The sequence below is a fragment of the Pyrinomonadaceae bacterium genome, from assembly GCA_036277115.1.
Classification (GTDB): domain Bacteria; phylum Acidobacteriota; class Blastocatellia; order Pyrinomonadales; family Pyrinomonadaceae; genus UBA11740.
The window spans coordinates 136,441-157,122 of record DASUNM010000011.1 but is presented as its reverse complement, the minus strand read 5'-3'; the positions used below and the strand labels follow the sequence as shown (position 1 = coordinate 157,122).

Sequence of the window (20,682 nt, the reverse complement as noted above, 5' to 3'; positions counted from 1 at the left end):
GGCCGGAAGACGCCTGTCGCAGCTTTAATGCAACTTTGCATTGTAACCTAACGCGAAGAAACTCGCAGTCTGCGGCGTGGGCGTTTAGTTTGACGTGAAGGTTCGCGCCGGGGGCGGTAGAACCTTTTAACTTCGACGGGCAGGAGGAGCCGCCAATCACCTGGTTTCATTCGTGAATCACTGAGCGGGCCGATGCGCTCGCGCGACAGCTTCAACACCGAATGTCCGATGGCGTCGAACATGCGACGAATCTGCTGATTGCGACCTTCGTGCAGCGTCATTTCGAACCAGGCATTCACTCCGGTTTGTTCCAACGGAAGGATCTCAGCCGGCGCGGTCCGCACGCCATCGTCAAGCCGCACACCGCGTCGCAACCTCTCGATTGCGTTCTCCGTCGGAATCCCTTTCACCTTGACCCGGTACACCTTGGGGATGCCATTGCGCGCCGATGTCACATGATTTGTGAAGTCACCATCGTTGGTCAGCAGAAGTAAACCTTCGGTATTGAAGTCGAGCCGGCCCACCGGATGCAGCCGGCCGAGCGCTGCCGGAACTAGTTGCGTGACCAGCGGCCGGCCTTTCGGATCCGACAAGCTGCTCAAGTACCCTTTCGGTTTGTTGAGCAGCACGTACACCTTCTCCTGCGGTTCCAGCAGCTTATTGATGAGGCGGCCGTTGACCTTGATGTGATCGGTTTCGGGATTAGCTTTCGTGCCGAGTTCGGTGACGACCGCGCCATTGACGGCAACTTTGCCGGCCTTGATTAGTTCTTCGGCGTGGCGGCGTGAGGCAATGCCGGCGGCGGCAATTAACTTTTGCAGACGCTCTTCCATTAGTCGCGACCATCATTCATTCGCGGCGCCGGCGAGGTCCTGGAAATCTTCGATGCTCGGCAACTCTGACAGGTCTTTGAGACCAAACTGAATCAGAAATTCTTTCGAAGTGCCGTACATCATCGGCCGGCCAACGGTTTCTTTCCGGCCTTTCGCGACAATCAGGCGTTTGTCGAGCAGAGTCTTAATAGCCGAAGGCGACTGCACGCCGCGAATCTCGAGAATCTCAGGCACCGTGACCGGCTGTTTGTAGGCGATTACGGCCAGGGTTTCCAGCGAGGCCAATGACAACTTCGCGCTGGGTTTTGACTTCAGGTAAGCGCGCACGTGTTCGTGATGTTCGGGCTGAGTCGAGATTTGCCAGCCGCCGGCGATCTCGCGCAATTGCAGCCCGCCGCTTCGGTTCGCATAATCTTCGACCAGCGATTGAATCGCTTCTTCGATCGCCGGTAGCTCAACGCGCAGCACTCGCGCAATCAATTTCGCGTCGAGCGGTTCTTCCGCCACAAAGATGAGAGCCTCAGCGATGGACTTCAACTCCGTTGCTGAAATCTCGCGGGTGCCTTCGATCTCGTCAGCTTCGACGGGTTCGATTTCGATCTCGATCTCTACTGCTGCTTTCGCATCACTCATAGTTACTTTAGGCCGGACTGACCGGGCGCGCGGTGATGTCGCCGAAGGTTTCGCGCTGCACCAAAGAAATTTCGGCAAGGCGTACCAGTTCCAACACTGAGAGAAACGCCACGACGAGCTCGCGACGGGATTGGGCGCGCTCGAAGAACGTCAGAAGGTTCAGCTCGCCGGCCGATCGAACCATGTTGCGGAGGCGGTCGATCATCTCGGCCATCGACACTTCCTCGCGCTCGATCTCCATCATCACTTCTTCTTTGTGACGCGCGAGAATCTTCTGAAACACCGTGAGCAGATCGAAAAGCCCGACTGAAACTTCCGGATTGTTCTTGTCGGTTTCGATTTCGGCGCGCTTAAACACAGCCTGTTCGACGGTCGCGCGCGACCAAAGCATCTGGGCCGCTGATTTGAATTTCTCGTGCTCGAGCAGCCGGTTAACCAGATCCGCACGCGGGTCTTCGACCTCTTCCTCGGCCGCGAGTGGATCACGCGGCAGCAGCATGCGTGACTTCACCTCGATCAACTGTGCGGCCATCACCAGAAAGTCGCCGGCGATCGTGAGATCCAACTCCTGCATCAGGTTCAGATAACGCAGGTATTCATCTGTAATTCGGGCGATCGGAATGTCGTAGATGTTGACCTGTTCCTGCCGGATTAGATACAGCAGCAGGTCGAGCGGCCCTTCAAATTCACCGAGGGTAATTTTCAGTTGGTCGTTTTCGCAGTCAGGAGCGATGGCCGGCGCGGCGCCCGCGACACTGATGGTTGACGGAGTCTCCGGCGGGCTGTCCGTCGCGGTCATGATGCTCTCTTTCGATTGTGTTTCTTCGGTCATTGTCGCGCGCCGACCAGTCCCATTCTCCTCTTGGCGTCAGAGAGCGTCGTGCGCGCAATTTCCTGCGCGCGGGCGGCTCCTCTTTCCAAAATCGCGTTCAGTTTACCATCATCGATCGCTTTCACGCGCTCCTGAATCGGCTTCAGAAACTCGATCGTAACGTCCGCCAACTCCTGCTTCAGGCTTGCATAACCTTTGCCGTTAAAGTGATCTTCGACTTCCTGATTACTCTTCCCCGTGAGCAGATGGTAAATCGTCAGCAGATTGTTGATGGCAGGCCGGTTTGCATCGAACCGAATCTCAGTGCCTGAGTCAGTGACCGCACGTTTGAACTTGCGCAGCACCGCATCATCAGAGTCCAGAAGCATGACGCACCCGGCTTCGCTTTCCTCGTCAGACTTGGACATCTTCTTCGCCGGATCGGCAAGCGACATGATTCGCGCGCCAACCCTCGGGATGAAAGGATCGGGTACGCGAAAAGTCTCGCCATAATCGCGATTGAAACGAATGGCGATGTCTCGTGTTAGCTCGAGATGCTGCTTTTGGTCTTCGCCGACCGGAACCAGATCCGTTTGGTATAGCAGAATATCCGCGGCCATCAGCACGGGGTAGTCAAACAATCCAACGCCGACATTCTCCTGCTGCTTTCGCGCCTTGTCTTTGAATTGCGTCATCCGCTCAAGTTCAGACATGCGCGTGACGCAGTTGAGCAGCCAGGTGAGTTCCGCGTGCTCCGGCACATCCGACTGCACGAAGATTGTCGAAACCTCCGGGTCGATCCCAACCGCGAGATAGATGCGCGCCAGGTCCCGAGTTTTCTCGATCAGAACTTTTGGATCCTGCGGGACGGTGACGGCGTGGAGGTTTACGATGCAGAAGAAGCTTTCGTATTCATGCTGCAGCGCCACCCAATTCCGTAGGGCGCCGAGGTAGTTGCCTAAATGAACATTGCCGGTGGGCTGCGCGCCGCTGAAGATTCGTTTCATTGCTTTATGCGCCGAGGAAGAGAAGTTTTTCGGCAATCGGCATCACCACTCCGAAGATTACTCTGAACACGCCTGTAAACATTGCGAAGATCAGCAACAGAAACCCAAAACGCTCAAGCGACTCGAATGCCGAGTCAAAACTATCCGGCAAGATACTTTGGAGAATCTTGCTGCCATCCAGCGGCGGAATCGGAATGAGATTGAAAACACCCAGGGCGACATTGAGCGTAAAAAAGGTCAACAACAGCTTTAGCGCGCCTTCCGCGATTGTGGATTCCGAGCGCAAGCCGATACCGTCCTGGCTCAACACAATCAGGTTAGTTGCTCCGAGGATGCGAATGATCACGGCCACTACAATCGCGATAATGAAATTGCTGATCACGCCGGCCGCCGACACCCAGAAATTCGCCACGCGCTTGTTGCGCCAACGCAAGGGATTCACCGGCGTTGGTTTAGCCCAACCAATTAATGGGGCGCCGGTAAAGTACGCAATGGCGGGAAAAAGAAGCGTGCCGATCGGATCGACGTGCGCTACGGGATTAAGACTGATGCGACCCTGCAACCGGGCGAGGTCGTCGCCAAAACGGTTCGACATCCACGCGTGTGCCGACTCGTGTACGGACAGCGAGAAGATCAGAGCCACCATGAACAGGAGAAACTGTCCGATTACGTTGCCGTCAATATTTCCCATTGTTTAGACGAGGACGTTGACCCTCGGCTGAGGCGGGCGACGCCGGCCTCTGCACTCGATTCTGATTTCCGAATGAAAAATTGAAGTTCGTCCGCGAAAGTAACATCACGGTGTTTCGCGCGTCAAAGCCCAATCCTGCGATAACAATAGTCCCTCGATACCCAGGCGCAAGCTGTAAACACTATCGTTCGTAGCCACGATCATATCGCCCGGCCGCGAGAATGCGAGCCCAACAACATTCATTCCTGCCACCAGCAGCTCCGCGCTCTTGCCGTCCGCTGAAATCTTCACAATCCCGCGCCGGCCGCCCAGGGACGCGGCGACGTACAGGTTCCCGTTAGTGTCGAATGCGAGTCCCTGCGGACGTCCCAGGCCCCGGAAGAAGACTTCCGCCGCACCAAACTTGTCGAAACGCGTGATGGCGTCAAAGCTGGAAACGGTCGGACCCGCAACGTAGAGTGCATCGTCTGGTCCAAACGCCAGATGATAGGCCGAAACGGAAGGCTCGTGTTCGGCCCACGGCGACGCCTCGCCGATGCCATTGATTTTGAAAATCGTTCCGCTGCGATCGCCGACGAACATATCGCCGTCCTGATTGAAGGCCAGCCCCGTCGCAATGCCCAAATCGCTCGCGAAGACTGAGCACTCTTTCACCGGCGAAACGCGATAGACTGTGCCGTCCAAGCGACTGGTGACGAACATCTGGCCGCGATGGTCGAAAGCGATGCCAGTCGGATTTGTAATATCCCCGGAGAACTCTTCCAACTCGTCTTCAGAGTTGATTCGATAAATCGAGACCGGGATGTGCTCACCGCGAGATCCTGATCGTGTCACGTAGAGCGTTCCATCCGCCGGATCGACTGCTGGATTTGCGACGGCATGAATGTCGCCCGTGAGCTTCGTACCGACGAGAAGACGCGAGGGGGCGATTATCGACGGCGTCCCATCATCAACCGAAAGTGTGACTTGTGCCTCCCCGCCCTGAATGCCCGGTACCAACGCCAACACTCTCTGCTTTGAATCTGCCACGACGTGGGCCGCCGCGCCGTCGATTAGCACGCGCGGTGCGGCAGCTCCGTACTGGAGATCCAACTCGACGGCGACCTCGCCACCGGGAATGGCCGCAGCGGGCACGATGCGTCTGATTGCTGTCTCTTTGCTCATTAGGGAAAACGTCATGGTAACGACGCGGACGAGCGTTGTCGAACTCGTATGACCCGCGCTTCTGGCGCGTGAATTCACGGGTGGGACGCCCGTGCCGCTTTTTCGGTTAGAATGAGACAGTTCATAAATGAGGAACCTGCACGGAAACACCAACGGCCTGAAACCGAACCAGTTGCGGCGCATTGAGAAGCTTTACCAGCGCCGCATCAGCCCGGATCAAGTTGTGACGCCGGAATTTGCACGGCAATTAAGCGAGTTGTCGCATGAGACGAATCGCCAGATAGGCGTGCTCATCGATCGCAAGGGTTACATTGAATACGTGACAGTGGGCGACGCGCGCCGGATCGAATTGCCGGACTTCAAGCGTGTGCGTGTGGCGGGCGATCGTTTTCGCGGATTGCGTTGCGTGCACACGCATCTGCGGGGCGAAGAACTAACGCGCGACGACCTGACGGACCTGGCGCTGCTGCGATTGGATTTGATGGCCGCGATCGACGTTGACCAACGCACGGGACTGCCTGGCGTCGTGCGCGCGGCTCACATCCTGCCGTCGCGGCCGGCGGAAGAAAACGGGAAGGGTGATCAATTCGGATTTCTTGAGCCTGCGCTCCCGAGTCAACTCAACGTCCATTTCCTCGAGTTGATGGAAGCGCTCGAAGCTGAATTGGCGCGCAATCGCAGGACAGTAAAACGCACGGGCGCCGGCGACGCGGTGATCCTCGTCAACGTTACGACCGGACCGATCAGCGAAGCCGAGGATTCTATGGCTGAACTGCGGGAGCTCGCTCTTTCGGCGGGTGTCGTGGTGCTGGAAGAAGTAATTCAACGCCGGCAGGCTATCGATCCGCGCACCGTGATGGGGAAAGGCAAGCTGGATGAGTTGCTGATTAGCGCGATGCAACTGGGCGCGGACGCTCTGATATTTGATCGCGAGTTACAGCCGGCACAGGTTCGTTCGATTTCCGAAGCCACGGATTTGAAGGTGATTGACCGGTCGCAGTTGATCCTCGACATCTTTGCGCAACGCGCCCAGTCTCGCGAAGGAAAGATTCAAGTCGAACTGGCGCAGCTCAAATATATTTTGCCGCGACTGGTCGTCGGCCAGGACTCAGCATTTTCGCGTTTGGCAGGGGGGATCGGCGGACGGGGACCGGGTGAAACAAAGCTCGAAACCGATCGCCGTCGCGTGCGCGATCGAATTCATCGGCTGGAAAAGGAACTGGCGTCGCAACGCGGCCATCGGGCGCAACGCAGGAAAGAACGGCTGCGTCACGCCGTGCCAATCGTTTCCATCGTTGGTTACACCAATGCCGGCAAGTCAACGCTGCTTAATTTGCTGACTTCGAGCCACGTACTCGCGGAGAAGCGGATGTTCGCGACCCTGGACCCGACGTCGCGGCGTTTGCGACTTCCGCGTGAGAAGGAAGTTATCATCAACGATACGGTTGGTTTCATCCGCGATCTGCCGCCGGATCTGCTGGCTGCCTTTCGGTCAACAATTGAAGAAATCGCCGGCAGTTCCCTGCTGATTCATCTCGTGGACGCTGCAAATCCGCGGTGGCAGCAGCAAGTTGAATCGGTGAATCGAACGTTGGCGGAACTTGAACTGCAGGAAATCCCGCGCCTGCTGGTCTTCAACAAAACAGACTTAGTCGAGCGGGCAGACTTAGCCGCGATGCAGAGAGAAATTCAAACCGACACGGGAAGTGAGAGTCTGGCGATCTCGGCGACCAGGCGAGCGACCCTCCCGCTACTTCTCGACAGAATCGAAGCAGCAACGAGTGTCTCGGCTGAGTCCGCTCAAAACTTTGAAAGCAGCTTGCGGTAGGTAGTCGGCAAATCTTCGGACAGCACGCGCGTATCGCCAACCGTTGACATGAAATTCGTATCGCCGTTCCAACGCGGCATGATGTGCAGATGAAAATGGTCAGCCACGCCGGCGCCCGCCGCGCGTCCCATGTTCATCCCCAGGTTGAACCCATCCGGATCATAAACTTCACGCAGCGCCGTCTGGCAGCGTTTAGCCAAATCCATCATCTCGTCAGTTGTTTCCTTCGGGGCTGATCCGAATTCGCCGAGATGCGCGTTCGGCGCGATCATGAGGTGGCCGCTGATGTAGGGATACAGGTTGAGAATTATGAAGTTGTGCGCGGCGCGATGCAGCACGAAACTCTTTTCATCGTTGGCCGGGTTCTGAAAAGCTTCGCAGAAGATGCAACGGCCTTCAGGCATTTTGGATCCGGCTGTGACGATGTATTCGTGCCGCCAGGGACTCCAGAGCCTTTCCACAACGTTTTCGGGCGGGCGGTTAACCGATGGCGTTGTCGCTCCCGGCGACAACCGGAGCGCCTGAGGCTTGATTGATTAGTTCTTTGAGTTCCTTGCCCGCTTTGAAGTAAGGAACACGTTTGGCTGGGATGTTCACCGGCTCGCCGGTCTTCGGGTTGCGCCCGCGACGCGCGCCACGGCCGCGTACGCGAAAGCTGCCAAATCCTCGCAACTCGATCTTCTCGCCTTTGTTCAGGCTTTGAATGATGCTGTCGAAGACCAGTTCAACCAAACGCTCGGCATCTTTCTTCGTCAGTTCGGCGGCGTTTGCTACATCATCGACAAGATCGGCCTTGGTCATTTAATCACCTCGTCCACCACTGATTCATCGAGAGATGAGTCATCCGGCGGAGGAGTACCTTATCAAACGAGCGGGTTCAGGGCAAGGCCGAAAGACTTATGTGGCAACAGCTTACGGCAAATCGGGAGCAGCCATGTGCCCAAGCGATTTCTACGACTCCTCAGACTCGGTCGTCGGTTTGCTGGTGTAAAAATCCGCCAGTTCCGCGAGCGACGCCATGCCACCCTTGGCCTCGGAAGTGTAGATCTTCGTCTCGACGATCGGGTCGTCGGTGGATGCGGCGCGCGCGGACAAGCCTATCTTGCGGTTCTCGGCGTCAATTCTAAGAACCTTGAAGTCCATCTCTTGCCCCAACTGGACCGCGTCTTCCGGTTTGTTAACGCGCTCGTCGGACAATTCTGAGATGTGGCACAGGCCTTCGAGATTGTCGCCAAGTTCGACAAACGCTCCGAAACTGGCGTACCGCGCAATCTTCCCTTTAACCACGTCACCCGGTTTGTGCGAGGCCACAAAATCATTCCAGGCGTTTGGCTCCAGCTCTTTGATCGAAAGAGACATCCGGCGATTCTCAGGATCGATACCGGTAATCACGGCATCCACGGCCTGCCCCTTCTTTAAGAGCTCGCCCGGATGCTTGATGCGGCGCGACCAGGAAATGTCCGAAACGTGGACCAGCCCATCAACACCGTCTTCGATTTCAATAAACGCTCCGAAGTCGGTGAGGTTGCGAACCTTACCGTGGACGCGGTCGCCCACCTGGTATCGTTCGCCGAGGGTGCGCCAGGGATTGTCCTGCACCTGCTTCATGCCGAGGCTGATGCGGCGCGCTTTCGGATCCACACTGAGCACTTCAACTTCGACCGCGTCACCGGGGCCGACGAGCTTGCTGGGATGCTTCACGCGTTTCGACCAGCTCATCTCAGAGACATGAACCAGGCCTTCGACGCCGGGTTCAAGTTCAATGAACGCGCCGTAATCAGTCACGCTCGCGACTTTGCCATTCATGCGGGTGTTAGGTGGAAAGCGCTCTTCGATCGTTTCCCACGGATCGGGCAAAAGCTGTTTGAAGCCGAGCGAGACGCGTTCCCGATCACGATCAAACCGCAGCACCTTAACCTGCACCGTGTCGCCGACCTTGAACATCTCAGCCGGATTCTGCAAACGGCCCCACGACATGTCAGTCACGTGCAGCAAACCATCGATGCCGCCGAGATCGACAAAAGCACCGTAGTCCGTCAGGTTCTTAATCTGGCCCTCGACGATGATGTCTTCTTCAATCTGCCCAAGGGTCTCGCCTTTACGATCCGCGTTGCGCTCTTCGAGCACGGCCTTGCGCGAGAGGACGACGTTTGATCGTTTGCGGTTGAGCTTGATGATTTTGGCTTCGATTTCTTTTCCGCGTAACGAATCGAGATTACGAACCGGACGTGTGTCTACTTGCGAGCCCGGCAGGAACGCCTGAATGCCATCGATGTCCACCCGCAGACCGCCCTTGATACGATCCATTACGCGACCTTTGATCGGCACGCCTTCGTTAAAGGCCTTCTCGACATCGTCCCAGGCGCGCAATCGCACGGCGTCGGCGCGCGAGAGCACGGGGAAGCCTTCGCTGGTTTCCATGGCCTTGACCAGCACGTCCACTTCGTCACCGCGTTTCACGGCGAGCTCGCCGTTTTCCATGAACTCGCTTGGATTGACGATGCCTTCCGACTTGTACCCGAAGTCGATCAACACGCCCCGCTCAGTCACGCCGACGACGGTGCCGCGCACGACTTCGCCTTCCTGAAGCGCGGACTGTTCCTGCTCAAATTGATCGAGCAGGTGTCCAAAGTCTTCGGTGGACTTGCGCCGCTCGTCCTCGTCACGTTGTTCCTGCGGAACAGCCGGTTCAAGTTCCTGCGTCACGGCGGTTTCAGGCTCACTACTCAGTTGAGCAGTTTGCGCGGGGGCGACGGCGGTCGCCGAGTTATTATCAGAAGAAGAATTGTTGGTTGTGGTTTCGCTTTCGCGAATCCCGTTGGTTTCGTCAGTGGACATGAACACTCCTGCTTAACGCTTTGTCAGGCGCTGTAACGCCCCGGCAAACGCGCGCGAGAGCCACTATTGTTTCTTAGCGGCGCTTCAGTTGGTGATTAGTCGGCGTTGGAAATTTGAGAGGCGAGCGTTAAGAGTTGGAAAGGAGGTTTCAGTTTCGATTTCCGTCGTGCCCGTAGTCTCCCGCATTGGTCCGACTATCACCGATCGCGTGACCGGATGTTCGGAATTTACACGTCGCCCCGACTGAGTGTCAAGGCGACGGAAAATTCCTTTCTGCGGAAAAGGCTTTGCGAAAGTCTAAGGGAGCGAGCTGAGCGAGGCTTCCGCGCCGCGCGAGACCACGTAAACACCCGCCGAATGCGAACCCACGAAGAGAGTGCTTTGGTCGCGCGGGTCCAAAGCCAGCGCCCAAATACGCATGCTCGGCAGACGCAGTTCACGCAGGTCGATGCGTGTCCAGGTCTGACCCGCATTCGCCGAACGATAGACACCGCCACCCGTGGAGCCATTCTGATAAGCGTTACCGGCGAAGATCTCGTTCGTGTTGCGCGGATTAATCAGGATGCTCGAGAAGTCTCCGAACGGAAGATCGCCGCCACGCCGCGACCAGCTCTGGCCGCCATCATGTGACGAGTAGAAAGCGGTCTTCGTGCCAACATAGATATGCGTCGCGCGGAACGGATCCTGAACGATGATGTTAATGGGCGAGTTTGTCGGAACCCCCGCCACCTGTTGCCAGGTTTCACCGCCATCGCGTGAGGCGAGCACGCCGGAGCTTGTCGTGCCCACGAATATAAGGCGCGAATTTTGAGCACTCGCCGAGATGGCGCTGGTTCGTGCGTCGTAACCGCGGCCATAGTTCACGCGATCCCAGCCTTGCGTCGCGTCAAACGTGCGGTACAAGCCGCCATTGGTTGCGGCCAGCATCCCCAATTTCCCGGAACCGTCCGAGAAGGAGACCAGAGAGTTAACCGGCTCTGTCAGGGTGGTGACATGTGCCGAAAGATTCGATGCAATACTGCCAACGCCCAGCGCGGCAATCGTAGTTTGATCGAGCTTGCCGGTCACCGGCAGGTATCTGTCCGCCTGGAAGCGTTTGATGGCGGCAATGGTGCGTTGGCCTATCTGTCCGTCGGCAACGCCCACCTGATAACCCGCGCGATCCAGCGCTTCCTGCGCCTTACGCACGACATCGCTGGCCGCCTGTGGAGGAGTAGCGACGATTCTTTCGCCGGGAGTGCTTACCGGTTGTTGAGTCCGCGCGGTATTACGCGCTGGCGCCGATCGGCGAGCGGCCGTGCGCGGAGCTACCCGCTTCTTCGGCGCGGCTGGTTTCTTTCCCACAACCGTGGACCACGTTGCGCCGCGATCCAGCGAGCGATAGATGCCAAGATTGGTTCCCAGGTAAAGCGTGTTCGCATTGCCCTCGTCCTGAAGGATGGCATAACCAATCAACCGGGGCGGCATGTTCCGCATGGACGGTTGCCAGGTCGCGCCGCCATCGTTACTGACGAAGAAGAATCCGCCCCCGGTCGTTGTGTTAATCGTCGTCGCATAGACGCGATTCGGCTGCTCGCGATCATGAATGATCGTGTTTACAAAGCGACCGCTAAATCCTGAGTTGGTGGGAACGAAAGTCTTTCCGCCATCGCGTGACACCATCACGCCATAGTTGTTCGTCGCGATGTAAATGTCATTCGGCTTGTCCGGGTGGACCGCGATTGAGTTTATCTCCAATTGTCGCGACGTCGTGACCATCCACGAATTGTTCTCGCCGCCTTTCGCCGATCGCCAGAAACCTTCAGTGGTGCCGGCAAAGACGAGGCCCGGGATGGTCGGATGCTGCAAAATCGCGCGCGTCCGGCGCGACTGGGACGGAATGCCCTGAATTTTCTTCCACGAATCGCCGGCGTTCCTGGTTTCGTAGATGCCGCTGCACGCGGACGCGATAATGTGATTGGCATCGCGTTCGTTTATGTCGATCGCGAACACGTCGGAATCGTCAATGATTCCGTTGTTCGTCACGCGCCACGTTTGACCGCCGTCCGTGGTCTTGAAGGGCAGATGCCACGAGCCGGCATAGACAACATTGTCATCCCGCGGATCGATGGCCAGGGACTCAATATTGATGTTGGTCATGCCGGTTGTCGGAAGCTGCCTCCAGCTTCGGCCGGCGTCCATCGATCGCCACACACCCGTGTTGGTCCCCGCTAAAAGCAGGTCGCGATTTTGGCGTGATTGCGCCAATGAGTGAATCGCCTGGTTCTTGAGCTCTTCCGACTGTTTCCAGGTCACACCGCCATCAGTTGATTTGTAGAAGCCACCCGGTTCTTTGTGGCGGTGCGTGGCCACGTAGAGGACCTTCGAATCACGTGGATCGATGACGATGTTATCAACAAAAAGCTGCGGGCGAATGAAATTAGCGAGCAGCCGCCAGGTCCGCGCGCCATCCGCAGACGTGTAGATTTGTCCATCCAGTGTGCCGAAATAAAAACGCGTCGGATCGTTCGGATCGATCACCAGGGCCCGCACATCACCGCCGCTGGGACCGGTGATTCGCCAATCGGTTGTGTAAGGCACGCCCTCGGTTGCGACTTTTGCCGCCTGCACCGAAGGGGAAAACGAGTAAGCCAAAAGACCAACGGCGAGGCTGGCCAGAATAAGACTGAAGGTAATTCTTTTCATGAAGGTCAATTCTCTTTCGCTAGTAAGTCCACATAATCGGTACTGCGGGGCGTCGGTCGTCCGCATTATAACTGTTTGCGGAACTCTTTTCGATACTTGGATGCGCGATTTCGATGCCTTTAGGCGTTAAGGGGTGGAGAGAACGCGAAAAAAACGAAATGGGCGATGCGTCCTTTCGGAAGCACCGCCCATGTTCGGAAGAAGGTCGCGGCCCGGTTACACGGACCGGCGAACGTTCGAGTTATTCTTCACCGCGTCCGCGACGGCCACGACGTGTCGGCCGCTTGCATTCCGGACAAGGTGAAACTGCGCCGCTCATGTCAGCCGCCGGTGCGGTCGCGCCCGAGGGTACCAGCCAGAGCTCAACCGTCAGCTCGGCGCGGCATCCACCGTCGACCGTATCGATGCGACCAGCATCGATACCGCGGGTGTTCACGAGGTAATCCTTGGCGCGGTTCGCACGAGTCAGGCCTTCGCCTTCGCACGAGCCGTAACCAATGATTGTGGCACGGTCAGTTGGAGCGTTCTGCAACTGAATCGCGTAGTTGTCGAGTCTGGCCTTTTCGTCGTTGAAACGAATATTGCCGTACTCGTCGAACTTGCGCGGCCCAACCTTCTGTCGGACTTGCACCGTGCAGGAGGCTGTGCGGTTGCAACTCGGGTCCACGCCACCGATTTCCACGGTCGCGGTGACTGAGCCACCACCAACACCGGTCGTATCAACCGTGATTGAGCTGGTGCCCTGACCACTGGTGATCGTTCCGGATGAGACTGTCCAGTTGTAGGTCTCAGAGACAGTTGGCGTTCCCTGCGAGAAGTTCGCAGTGAACGTGGCTGGCTGGCCTTCATCCACGTCACTCGGACAAGTCACACCGAGCGTCGGGCAAACCAGCGGATTACGGCAGTCACGGCACTCGGTAATCGTCACCGTCGTCGAAGAGAAGCTGACGCAGCCGCAGCCGTCGTCCACTTCCACCGACGCCGTGTACGTTCCCGGTCCCAGACCACTGAGGTCCCAGGTCGCATTCGCGCCGTCACCTCTAATTGTTCCGCCCGTCGTGCTGTACGTGTAGAGCAGCGTGTCGCCATCAGGGTCGGTCGCCGTGGTGGTCAGACCGACTGAAGTCGTAGGCGTCGTCGGGCAGGTATCAGAAACCATTCCCGGCGGACACGGTACGGTGATCGACGAGGTCGATGCCGCAAACGAACTGATAACCGGCGCCTGGTTCGGCAGCACGTCCGGTTCGCGGGCGTTACGATGGCCAATCCAGAACTGCGCGATGAAGCCATTCGCATCATCCGACGGCGTAAAGCCGGCCGGGAAACTGCCCACCGTTGCGGGCCGACTGGTGCTCGGAACAACTGTGACTGGCTGCGGCCCAATCGGATTTACGTTGGTGATCTGATTGATGTTGCGGTTGAAGTCCGCACCCTCGAAAGCTGAACGATCTTGCTGATTGAGGTGCATGCGGTAGGCCAAGCCGAAACCAAACCAGCGTCGCGGATAAATCTTGACGCCCGCCAGCGCATCGACCGGGCTGTTCTCAAACGCGTTCGGCGTACGGCCACCGGCATATTGCGTTGAGCGCAGTTCCAGCACTGGCTGGAAGTACTTGTTAATCGGGAAATCAAAGCCGACGCCGGCGATAATCTCGTCCGGCCGATCCAGCATTGTCAGCTCATTTCCTCCGAACGTACCTTTCGGATTACTGTTCAGAATATAACCGAGGTTAGCCGAGACATTTACTGAGCGGCTGAGACGGCCATCGACGAACAGAATCAAGCCAAAGTCACCGATGTCGCCGCCAGGACCTGATCCGCGCTGCATTTGATTGAAGCCGGAAAAGTCATCGCCCTTATCCATCCACCAGCGGTAGAACGGGATGATACCGACACCCAGCGGATTGTTTGGACCGGTAAAGCGCCACTTAGCACCGAACACCAGATTATTGAAACTTGACTCGCCGTACAGACGGTTCACGAACGGGGCATCAGGCAGATAGGCTGGCGCCACGGTGTAGTTCACCGGAACTGTGATCGGAAGAGTCAACAACGTCGCGGGAAGCGTCTGGGTATGCAAAACGATTCCGGGAAGAATGCCACCAACCGGCGAGCCGATTCCCGGGAAGTTGTCCGCGGAACTAAAGCTGCCGCTGTTCCCTTGAGGACTCACACCCAACGTGAAAACACAGCCCGGACAGCCAGAATTACCTATGATATTTCCCGGGCCTTGCCCGAAGCTTCCGGCCGAGCCGCCCACGAACGGATACTGAACGAACGGCTGATTAAACGCTGGCCGAAAGACCGCTGTTCCGTTGATGCTCGTTGCCGGGCCCGTAACATTGGGGGCCAGCACTATCGCGGCGCCGCTTCCCAACTGCGGGAATTTCAACTGCGAGTTCGGCAGATAGAAGCTCGACAGGTTACGCGGGTTGTTTACCTTGATACCGCGATAGGCGGTCGTCTTGAAAAACAATTCCAGATGGTCGTTGATACCAACGTTAAAGCTGATGGGCACATCTGCGATGTCCACGTCACCTGGATCGCGGTCGTAGTTGCTATAGGCGATGCTTAACGTAAACTCGCCCCGACGCAACGTCTGACCGTCATAAATAGTAAACAGTCCCGTGGGCCCACCCTCAGGCCCGCCGGTGCCAACCGACGGCGAAAGGTTTCTGGGATCGTTTTCATTTCTGAGCGTCTGTGCAGACGCCACGGATGCCAAAATAAAAATTGCGAGCGCACAAAGCAGCACTCTATTCGCGAGTCTCATCGCGTTCCTCCTGCGGTATTGTGAAAGTTTTCTCGGGGCCGAATCCCCAGTGGTAGCGAACTGCGCGGCCGCATCCTTAAGTGAATTGTGAAATGCTCGAAGCATGCGTTGCCAGTTAACTCCAGGGGATAAGGACGCTCGAACTGCAGCGTCAGCGAGAACATTAGCTAAAACTAATTCCCATCAAACACGGTAATTTGCGCTGAGGGTATAACTGAAGAGATGTCGAACCAATGGATTGCCGCACCTCTCCTGAACCTTTAAAGCCGGATATCTAGCGCTACTTATAAGGAAACTACGCGCCAGTGTCAACTAAGATTTCGTGGAACGCGCACCCGCCAGCCGTGTGAAACGATCTGGACCCGTCACCATCTCTAGAAATCCGAGGCGAAGACTATCACTGCCATCCGGCGAAATCAAGAGTTTTTCACGACTTAGCGCCAGTTTGAATATGTTTTTTCAGTCACGTGTGACACGCCAATTCCGTCGGTGTGTCAGAACTGGAAACGGCTCCTCGTTAAATCCCGCCAGCCGCACCCGGGAACCCTCCGTCCGACGGCCCGGCCGGGACAACCTAGGCGTAAATCCCGCGCATTCGCGTATCGTAGGCGACCCGATCGATAGCCAACATGTAGGCAGCCGTTCGCGTGTCAACGGAGTGAGCGTCGGCATAACGGCAGAGATCGTTGAAGCTGGCAACCATCGTGTCGCGCAGCCGCTCGTTGACCACATCCTCCCGCCAGAAATAGCCCATGCGGTCCTGCACCCACTCAAAGTACGAAACGGTTACTCCTCCGGCGTTAGCCAGAATGTCGGGGATCACAAAGATGCCCTTGCGATAAAGTATCTCATCAGCGCCGGCGGTCGTTGGTCCGTTTGCCCCTTCGGCGAGAATCTTGCACTTCAAGCGTTCAGCGTTCTGAGATGTAATCTGGTTTTCCGTAGCTGCAGGAACCAGCACGTCACAGTCCAGCTCCAGAAGTTCTGAATTGGTGACAAGTTGCGCGCCCGAAAATCCTTCGAATGATTTTGTGTTTTGTAGATGCTTCATCGCGGCCGGCATGTCCAGCCCGGCCGGATTGTAAATTCCGCCGTGCACATCTGAGATCGCCACGACTTTGAATCCAGCCTCGTGCATTAGCAACGCACCGATGCCACCGACATTGCCGCTCCCCTGAACTACTACGCGAGTGTCCTTCGGATCCATTTGGAAACGCTTGCACGCTTCCTGGACCACGATCAGGATGCCGCGCCCGGTGGCTTCCCGGCGGCCACGCGATCCACCTAGATCAATCGGCTTACCAGTCACCACCGCGTTCACGGTATGACGAGCGTGCATCGAATACGTGTCCATGATCCACGCCATCGTCTGTTCGTTCGTATTCATGTCCGGCGCCGGCACGTCTTTTTCAGGTCCGATGAAATCAAGCAACTCAGACGCGTAGCGTCGGGTCATGCGCTCAAGCTCACCCTGTGACATCAGACTTGGATCGCAAATGATGCCGCCCTTCGCACCGCCGAAGGGAACATTAACCACGGCGCACTTCCACGTCATCCACGCCGCGAGCGCGCGCACCTCGTCGAGGTTTACGTCGGGCGAGTAACGAATGCCGCCCTTCGCCGGCCCGCGCGCGAAATTGTGCTGCACGCGAAATCCTTCGAACACCTGGATGCGGCCTGAGTCCATGCGCGTCGGAATGTAAACCTTCAGTTCCCGGTTCGGTACGCGCATGACGGCGTAAAGGTCGGAATCCAAATTCAGCAACTGCGCCGCCCGATCGAATCGCGACATCATCGATTCAAAGGGGTTGGTTTCTTTTATTTCTTTGATGTCATCGACAAGTGCAGTACTCATGACAGTGCTCCGCTAAAAAGATGTGCAAAACGTTTGAGGGATTTCTGATTGGCGGATGTTAACGCATGGAATAAGTCGGCGCAACCGGACGTTTTCCGGCCGGGACGCAACGCTCGCGGGCGTGCTAACATCGAAGCTCACGACCAGTCGGCAGTAACCACCTGATGAAAGCGCGGCAGCTAACTAAGTGGGGATGGGGAGTGCTCTTGATGCTCTCGCTCTCCGCTGTTCCCCAAGCGCACAGCCAGGCTCTCAATCACGAAGATGATCCCGTCAAACTGTTCGAACGCGCTCAGGACGCGCACGCCAAAAACGACTACAAAACGGCGATTGAGTTTTATGATGCGGCTATTCGGCTGAAGCCCGAGTTTCCCGAGGCCGAATTTCAACGCGCCCTGGCGCTGCTTTTGACGAACCGTAAGGAGGACGCATTGGCTGGTTTCAATCGGGCCGTTGAGTTGCGACCCGATTGGGCATTCGCACACGCCCGCTTCGGCTCGCTCTTGTCCTCTTATTACAACGACGATCGAAATGGTGAGCCGATTCTGCGGCGCGCGGTTGAATTGGAAAGCCAAAACGTCGAAGCCCTCGTGGCGCTGGCCGACGTGCGCGCTCGCGCGGGGGACCTCAACGAAGCACTTGCATTGAGCAAGCGTGCGACCGCGTCAAAGGAGGCAAATTCGTCAACCTGGCGCAAGCGCTCCTTCGTTGAATCAGGCGCAGGCGACAAGATCGCCGCGCTCGCAAGTCTCGACAGAGCCTTAATAATTGATTCAGGCGATCTGGGGGCGCGTCATGATCGAGCTAAGCTGCGACTAAACGCTGGCGACAAAGCAGGTGCGCTCGCCGACATCCGCGTTCTCGATCGGGCCGGCCATGGCAGCGATGTCCCCGGCTCTTTTGAACTGGCCCAGTTCTACGATCGTGCCGGCGCGCGTGATGACGCATTGCGCATTCTCGACGCGCTGCCGGAAAAAGATCGCCAGATTCCCGAGGTGGTCGCTTTGCGAGCTGAGATTGCCGGCGGCGATGGTTCGACGGCTGAACAGCGCGCGGCGCTTGAACAATTGCTTGAGCGCGATCCGAAAAATGCTTCGCTGCTCGCGCGACTTGGAGCCACGTACCGGCGCATCGATCCGTGGAAGTCGCAGGACTATTATTATCGCGCGTTGAAAATCGAGCCGGCAAACTCCCGGTTTGCGATCGGTTATGCCGCCGCGCTAATACAGGGTCGCCGCTTCGCTGAGGCGGTGCCGATCCTGCGCGAAGTGATCGCGCGCACGCCGGACGAGTACCTCGCGCATGCAAACCTGGCGCTCGCGTTGTACGAGCTGAAGGATTTCCGCGCCGCAATCACAGAGTACGAATGGATTGCTGCGGCGCGACCGGAACTGGCGCCAACTTACTTTTTCCTGGCGACGGCGCATGATAATCTCCAACAGTACCCAGACGCGCTCGCCGCCTACGAGAAATTTCTCGCGCGCGCCGACGCAACCAACAACCAGCTCGAAATCGACAAAGTCAACTTGCGGCTCCCCGTTCTGCGCGAGCAAATCAAGCGAGGCCAGGGGAAACGCAAAGTCGGCTAGGACAGCAAATCCCAGCGAGAACGAATGCGAACTACATTCGCCAAAACCTTCTCAGTTTTATTCGTTGCATTCGCCAGTCCTCTGCTCTCATGCGAAGTTTTCGCCCAACCGCTGGTGCCGCAACTGCCGACTCCGCCGCCGATGCGCTTCGTTGCCCGCGACGACAGATCGCAACTCACGACCACCCGGGACGCCAAGGGACGCGTCAAACTCAGCATTGAATTAGCTGCAGCTCGCTTGACGCAGATCGAAGCATTTACGTCGCAAAAGGAGTTCGAGAAAGCTTCCGAAGCCCTCGGCACCTACCTGGGGTTGATTGAAGACGCGATGCGATTCATCGGCGCCATGCCACGCGAAAAATCCAGCACCCGCGACCTTTACCGGCGGCTCGACATCGCTTTGCGCGCGCAAATCCCCCGGCTGGCGGTCATGCGCCGCGACACGCCGTCGGATTATGCGATCCACCTGAAAACCGCCGAAGAGTTCACGCGCAACACGCGCACTGAAGCGCTGGAGTCTTTTTACGGCAACACGGTGCTGCGTGAAGATCCGGAAAAGAAAGCGGACGCCAATAAGGTGACTCCGCAGGACAACAAGCGCCCCTAATCTCTTATGTTTCTACCCCTGCGAATCGTTGGCCGGTTAGTTCTTCTCGCTGTCGTATCGCTTTCGTTTGCGGCGAACGCGAGTGCCCAGCCGCGCGATCACCTGACGGACAAGGAAACCGATCTGATTCGGTTTCATCAGCAACTCGACAAGCGCATCGACGTCTTCATCAAAGCGATGGATCGGCGATTCGCGATCATCAACGGCCTCGAACAACCGAAGACGAAAAAGGCCGACAGAGACGAGCCTGAATGGGGCGACCTGCCCAAAGGTTCGCGCGCGCAATTATTGGGCGACATCGCTTCCATTCTGGACGAAGCGATCACCAACATCGACGATGTCAGTAGGAGGGACGAAAAGAGTCCACTGATTTCGCGCTCGCTGCGAAAGCTTACCGCGGCTACCAACGCCTATGTGACGCAAGCAAAGTCTATGGCCACGCAAACTACAAATGCCGACGAACTCTCGGCCATCGAACGTGTTCTCCAACACGCCGAGCAGATCATTGAAGTCGGCAATCAGCTTCCGCCGCCTTCGGCTGATAAGAAGAAAAAAGACAATCCGTGAGGGCCGGACACGCCCCGGCCCACTTTGCCTCTGTGTATCTCTGTGGGTGCTCCGTGTCTCTGTGGTTGAGTTTGTCGAAAGACTATTCATCACAGAGCCACAAAGAACTCACAGAGATCCACAGAGGTCTAACGCGAGCGCACCCGTAATTTCCTGAACTATCCTCCCCGTCCTCACGTAAAAATTAACCGGAGGAACACGAAACTAAATGGAAAGCCGCTACTATCCCGGAGTCGAAGCCGACACAATCAAGTTGATGACCGAGTTGCGCGACCTGTTTGACGAAAATTTCGATCTGCAGACGATGCAGGTCTCTTCGACCGCCATCCTGCAAGCGCGCAAGTCCAGCACCTTGCGCGACATCACCGGACTGTCAGCGGCGCTCACCATCAAAGTCACACCTGAGAGCGGCGGGACACGCGTCGAAATCGGGATGCAAAAGTGGTTTGACAAAGCGGCGGTGGCCGCCGTCGCGCTCGCACTGTCTGCCGGTCTGTTGCTGGCACTGCCGGCGCTCGGGGCCTACTGGCAATACAAACTCACGGAAGACGCTTGGAAGAAAATTGAGGCGCACATCACACGCAAAGCCGGCGGCTACGTGCCGCCCATGCCCGGTCGTTGCGGAACTTGCGGCGCGGCAGCGAGTGCCGGCTCTGCCTATTGCTCGGGCTGCGGCGCCAACCTTCGCGTCGGCCTCTCTTGTCCGCACTGCAACGCGATGCAAAAAGATTCGACCGCGAAATTTTGTAACTCTTGCGGAAAATCGTTGACAAACTAAACGCTACGTCCTATTAGGAAGGGC

The 20,682-nt window shown here is 57.2% G+C and carries 17 protein-coding genes; 5 read left to right on the top strand and 12 right to left on the bottom strand.

The genetic code is table 11. The features are described from left to right. Positions 1-47: 47 nt before the first annotated feature. The 6 genes from VFX97_02485 to VFX97_02460 all read right to left on the bottom strand — a co-directional run bounded on the left by VFX97_02485 (position 48) and on the right by VFX97_02460 (position 5,139). Positions 48-833 (bottom strand): pseudouridine synthase, encoded by a 786-nt coding sequence (locus VFX97_02485; protein HEX5702069.1) that lies wholly within the window; start codon positions 831-833, stop codon positions 48-50. A gap of 12 nt (positions 834-845) precedes the next feature. Then, complete coding sequence (gene scpB / locus VFX97_02480; protein ID HEX5702068.1) at positions 846-1,466, bottom strand: SMC-Scp complex subunit ScpB; 621 nt, start codon at positions 1,464-1,466, stop codon at positions 846-848. Positions 1,467-1,473: 7 nt separating this feature from the next. Further along, positions 1,474-2,298, bottom strand: coding sequence for a segregation/condensation protein A (locus VFX97_02475; GenBank protein ID HEX5702067.1), 825 nt, complete (start codon positions 2,296-2,298; stop codon positions 1,474-1,476). Further along, positions 2,295-3,284, bottom strand: a complete 990-nt coding sequence (gene trpS / locus VFX97_02470; protein HEX5702066.1) for a tryptophan--tRNA ligase — start codon at positions 3,282-3,284, stop codon at positions 2,295-2,297. Before trpS ends, VFX97_02475 begins: the two co-directional genes overlap by 4 nt. Before the next feature lie 4 nt (positions 3,285-3,288). Then, entirely contained in the window at positions 3,289-3,975 is a 687-nt protein-coding gene (locus tag VFX97_02465; protein HEX5702065.1) for a site-2 protease family protein, read from the bottom strand. A gap of 105 nt (positions 3,976-4,080) precedes the next feature. After that, the gene (locus VFX97_02460; GenBank protein HEX5702064.1) at positions 4,081-5,139 is read right to left on the bottom strand and encodes a hypothetical protein; all 1,059 of its coding nucleotides are present in this window, start codon (positions 5,137-5,139) and stop codon (positions 4,081-4,083) included. Between the two features lie 127 nt (positions 5,140-5,266). Here VFX97_02460 and hflX point away from each other — a divergent pair, with 127 nt between their 5' ends. Further along, positions 5,267-6,967: a GTPase HflX gene (gene hflX / locus VFX97_02455; GenBank protein ID HEX5702063.1), complete on the top strand. Its 1,701-nt coding sequence runs from the start codon at positions 5,267-5,269 to the stop codon at positions 6,965-6,967. Here hflX and VFX97_02450 read toward each other — a convergent pair. The 6 genes from VFX97_02450 to VFX97_02425 all read right to left on the bottom strand — a co-directional run bounded on the left by VFX97_02450 (position 6,940) and on the right by VFX97_02425 (position 17,118). Further along, positions 6,940-7,428, bottom strand: a complete 489-nt coding sequence (locus VFX97_02450; GenBank protein ID HEX5702062.1) for an HIT domain-containing protein — start codon at positions 7,426-7,428, stop codon at positions 6,940-6,942. The genes hflX and VFX97_02450 overlap by 28 nt on opposite strands. Positions 7,429-7,447: 19 nt before the next feature. Continuing rightward, positions 7,448-7,768: an HU family DNA-binding protein gene (locus VFX97_02445; GenBank protein HEX5702061.1), complete on the bottom strand. Its 321-nt coding sequence runs from the start codon at positions 7,766-7,768 to the stop codon at positions 7,448-7,450. Positions 7,769-7,918: 150 nt separating this feature from the next. Then, on the bottom strand, positions 7,919-9,805 hold the full coding sequence (locus tag VFX97_02440; protein HEX5702060.1) for a 30S ribosomal protein S1: 1,887 nt from the start codon (positions 9,803-9,805) through the stop codon (positions 7,919-7,921). Positions 9,806-10,102: 297 nt separating this feature from the next. Beyond that, positions 10,103-12,490 (bottom strand): YCF48-related protein, encoded by a 2,388-nt coding sequence (locus VFX97_02435; GenBank protein HEX5702059.1) that lies wholly within the window; start codon positions 12,488-12,490, stop codon positions 10,103-10,105. 241 nt (positions 12,491-12,731) lie between these two features. Further along, a complete protein-coding gene (locus tag VFX97_02430) occupies positions 12,732-15,263 on the bottom strand; it encodes a hypothetical protein (GenBank protein ID HEX5702058.1) in 2,532 nt (843 codons plus the stop codon). A gap of 574 nt (positions 15,264-15,837) precedes the next feature. Continuing rightward, entirely contained in the window at positions 15,838-17,118 is a 1,281-nt protein-coding gene (locus VFX97_02425; GenBank protein ID HEX5702057.1) for a Glu/Leu/Phe/Val dehydrogenase, read from the bottom strand. A 209-nt stretch (positions 17,119-17,327) separates the two neighbouring features. Between VFX97_02425 and VFX97_02420 the strand changes: the two genes are divergently transcribed. The 4 genes from VFX97_02420 (at position 17,328) to VFX97_02405 (ending at position 20,658) form a co-directional block, all read left to right on the top strand. After that, entirely contained in the window at positions 17,328-18,707 is a 1,380-nt protein-coding gene (locus VFX97_02420; GenBank protein HEX5702056.1) for a tetratricopeptide repeat protein, read from the top strand. A 24-nt stretch (positions 18,708-18,731) separates the two neighbouring features. Next, positions 18,732-19,313: a hypothetical protein gene (locus tag VFX97_02415; GenBank protein ID HEX5702055.1), complete on the top strand. Its 582-nt coding sequence runs from the start codon at positions 18,732-18,734 to the stop codon at positions 19,311-19,313. 6 nt (positions 19,314-19,319) lie between these two features. After that, positions 19,320-19,880, top strand: a complete 561-nt coding sequence (locus VFX97_02410; GenBank protein HEX5702054.1) for a hypothetical protein — start codon at positions 19,320-19,322, stop codon at positions 19,878-19,880. Between the two features lie 208 nt (positions 19,881-20,088). Further along, complete coding sequence (locus VFX97_02405; protein HEX5702053.1) at positions 20,089-20,658, top strand: zinc ribbon domain-containing protein; 570 nt, start codon at positions 20,089-20,091, stop codon at positions 20,656-20,658. The last annotated feature ends 24 nt before the right edge of the window (positions 20,659-20,682 follow it).

Coding starts and splice junctions, on each gene's coding strand:
- VFX97_02485 (HEX5702069.1), bottom strand. CDS start 833: ATGGAAGAGCGTCTGCAAAAGTTAATTGCCGCCGCCGGCATTGCCTCA.
- scpB (HEX5702068.1), bottom strand. CDS start 1,466: ATGAGTGATGCGAAAGCAGCAGTAGAGATCGAGATCGAAATCGAACCC.
- VFX97_02475 (HEX5702067.1), bottom strand. CDS start 2,298: ATGACCGAAGAAACACAATCGAAAGAGAGCATCATGACCGCGACGGAC.
- trpS (HEX5702066.1), bottom strand. CDS start 3,284: ATGAAACGAATCTTCAGCGGCGCGCAGCCCACCGGCAATGTTCATTTA.
- VFX97_02465 (HEX5702065.1), bottom strand. CDS start 3,975: ATGGGAAATATTGACGGCAACGTAATCGGACAGTTTCTCCTGTTCATG.
- VFX97_02460 (HEX5702064.1), bottom strand. CDS start 5,139: ATGAGCAAAGAGACAGCAATCAGACGCATCGTGCCCGCTGCGGCCATT.
- hflX (HEX5702063.1), top strand. CDS start 5,267: ATGAGGAACCTGCACGGAAACACCAACGGCCTGAAACCGAACCAGTTG.
- VFX97_02445 (HEX5702061.1), bottom strand. CDS start 7,768: ATGACCAAGGCCGATCTTGTCGATGATGTAGCAAACGCCGCCGAACTG.
- VFX97_02440 (HEX5702060.1), bottom strand. CDS start 9,805: ATGTCCACTGACGAAACCAACGGGATTCGCGAAAGCGAAACCACAACC.
- VFX97_02435 (HEX5702059.1), bottom strand. CDS start 12,490: ATGAAAAGAATTACCTTCAGTCTTATTCTGGCCAGCCTCGCCGTTGGT.
- VFX97_02430 (HEX5702058.1), bottom strand. CDS start 15,263: ATGAGACTCGCGAATAGAGTGCTGCTTTGTGCGCTCGCAATTTTTATT.
- VFX97_02425 (HEX5702057.1), bottom strand. CDS start 17,118: ATGAGTACTGCACTTGTCGATGACATCAAAGAAATAAAAGAAACCAAC.
- VFX97_02420 (HEX5702056.1), top strand. CDS start 17,328: ATGCTCTCGCTCTCCGCTGTTCCCCAAGCGCACAGCCAGGCTCTCAAT.
- VFX97_02415 (HEX5702055.1), top strand. CDS start 18,732: ATGCGAACTACATTCGCCAAAACCTTCTCAGTTTTATTCGTTGCATTC.
- VFX97_02410 (HEX5702054.1), top strand. CDS start 19,320: ATGTTTCTACCCCTGCGAATCGTTGGCCGGTTAGTTCTTCTCGCTGTC.
- VFX97_02405 (HEX5702053.1), top strand. CDS start 20,089: ATGGAAAGCCGCTACTATCCCGGAGTCGAAGCCGACACAATCAAGTTG.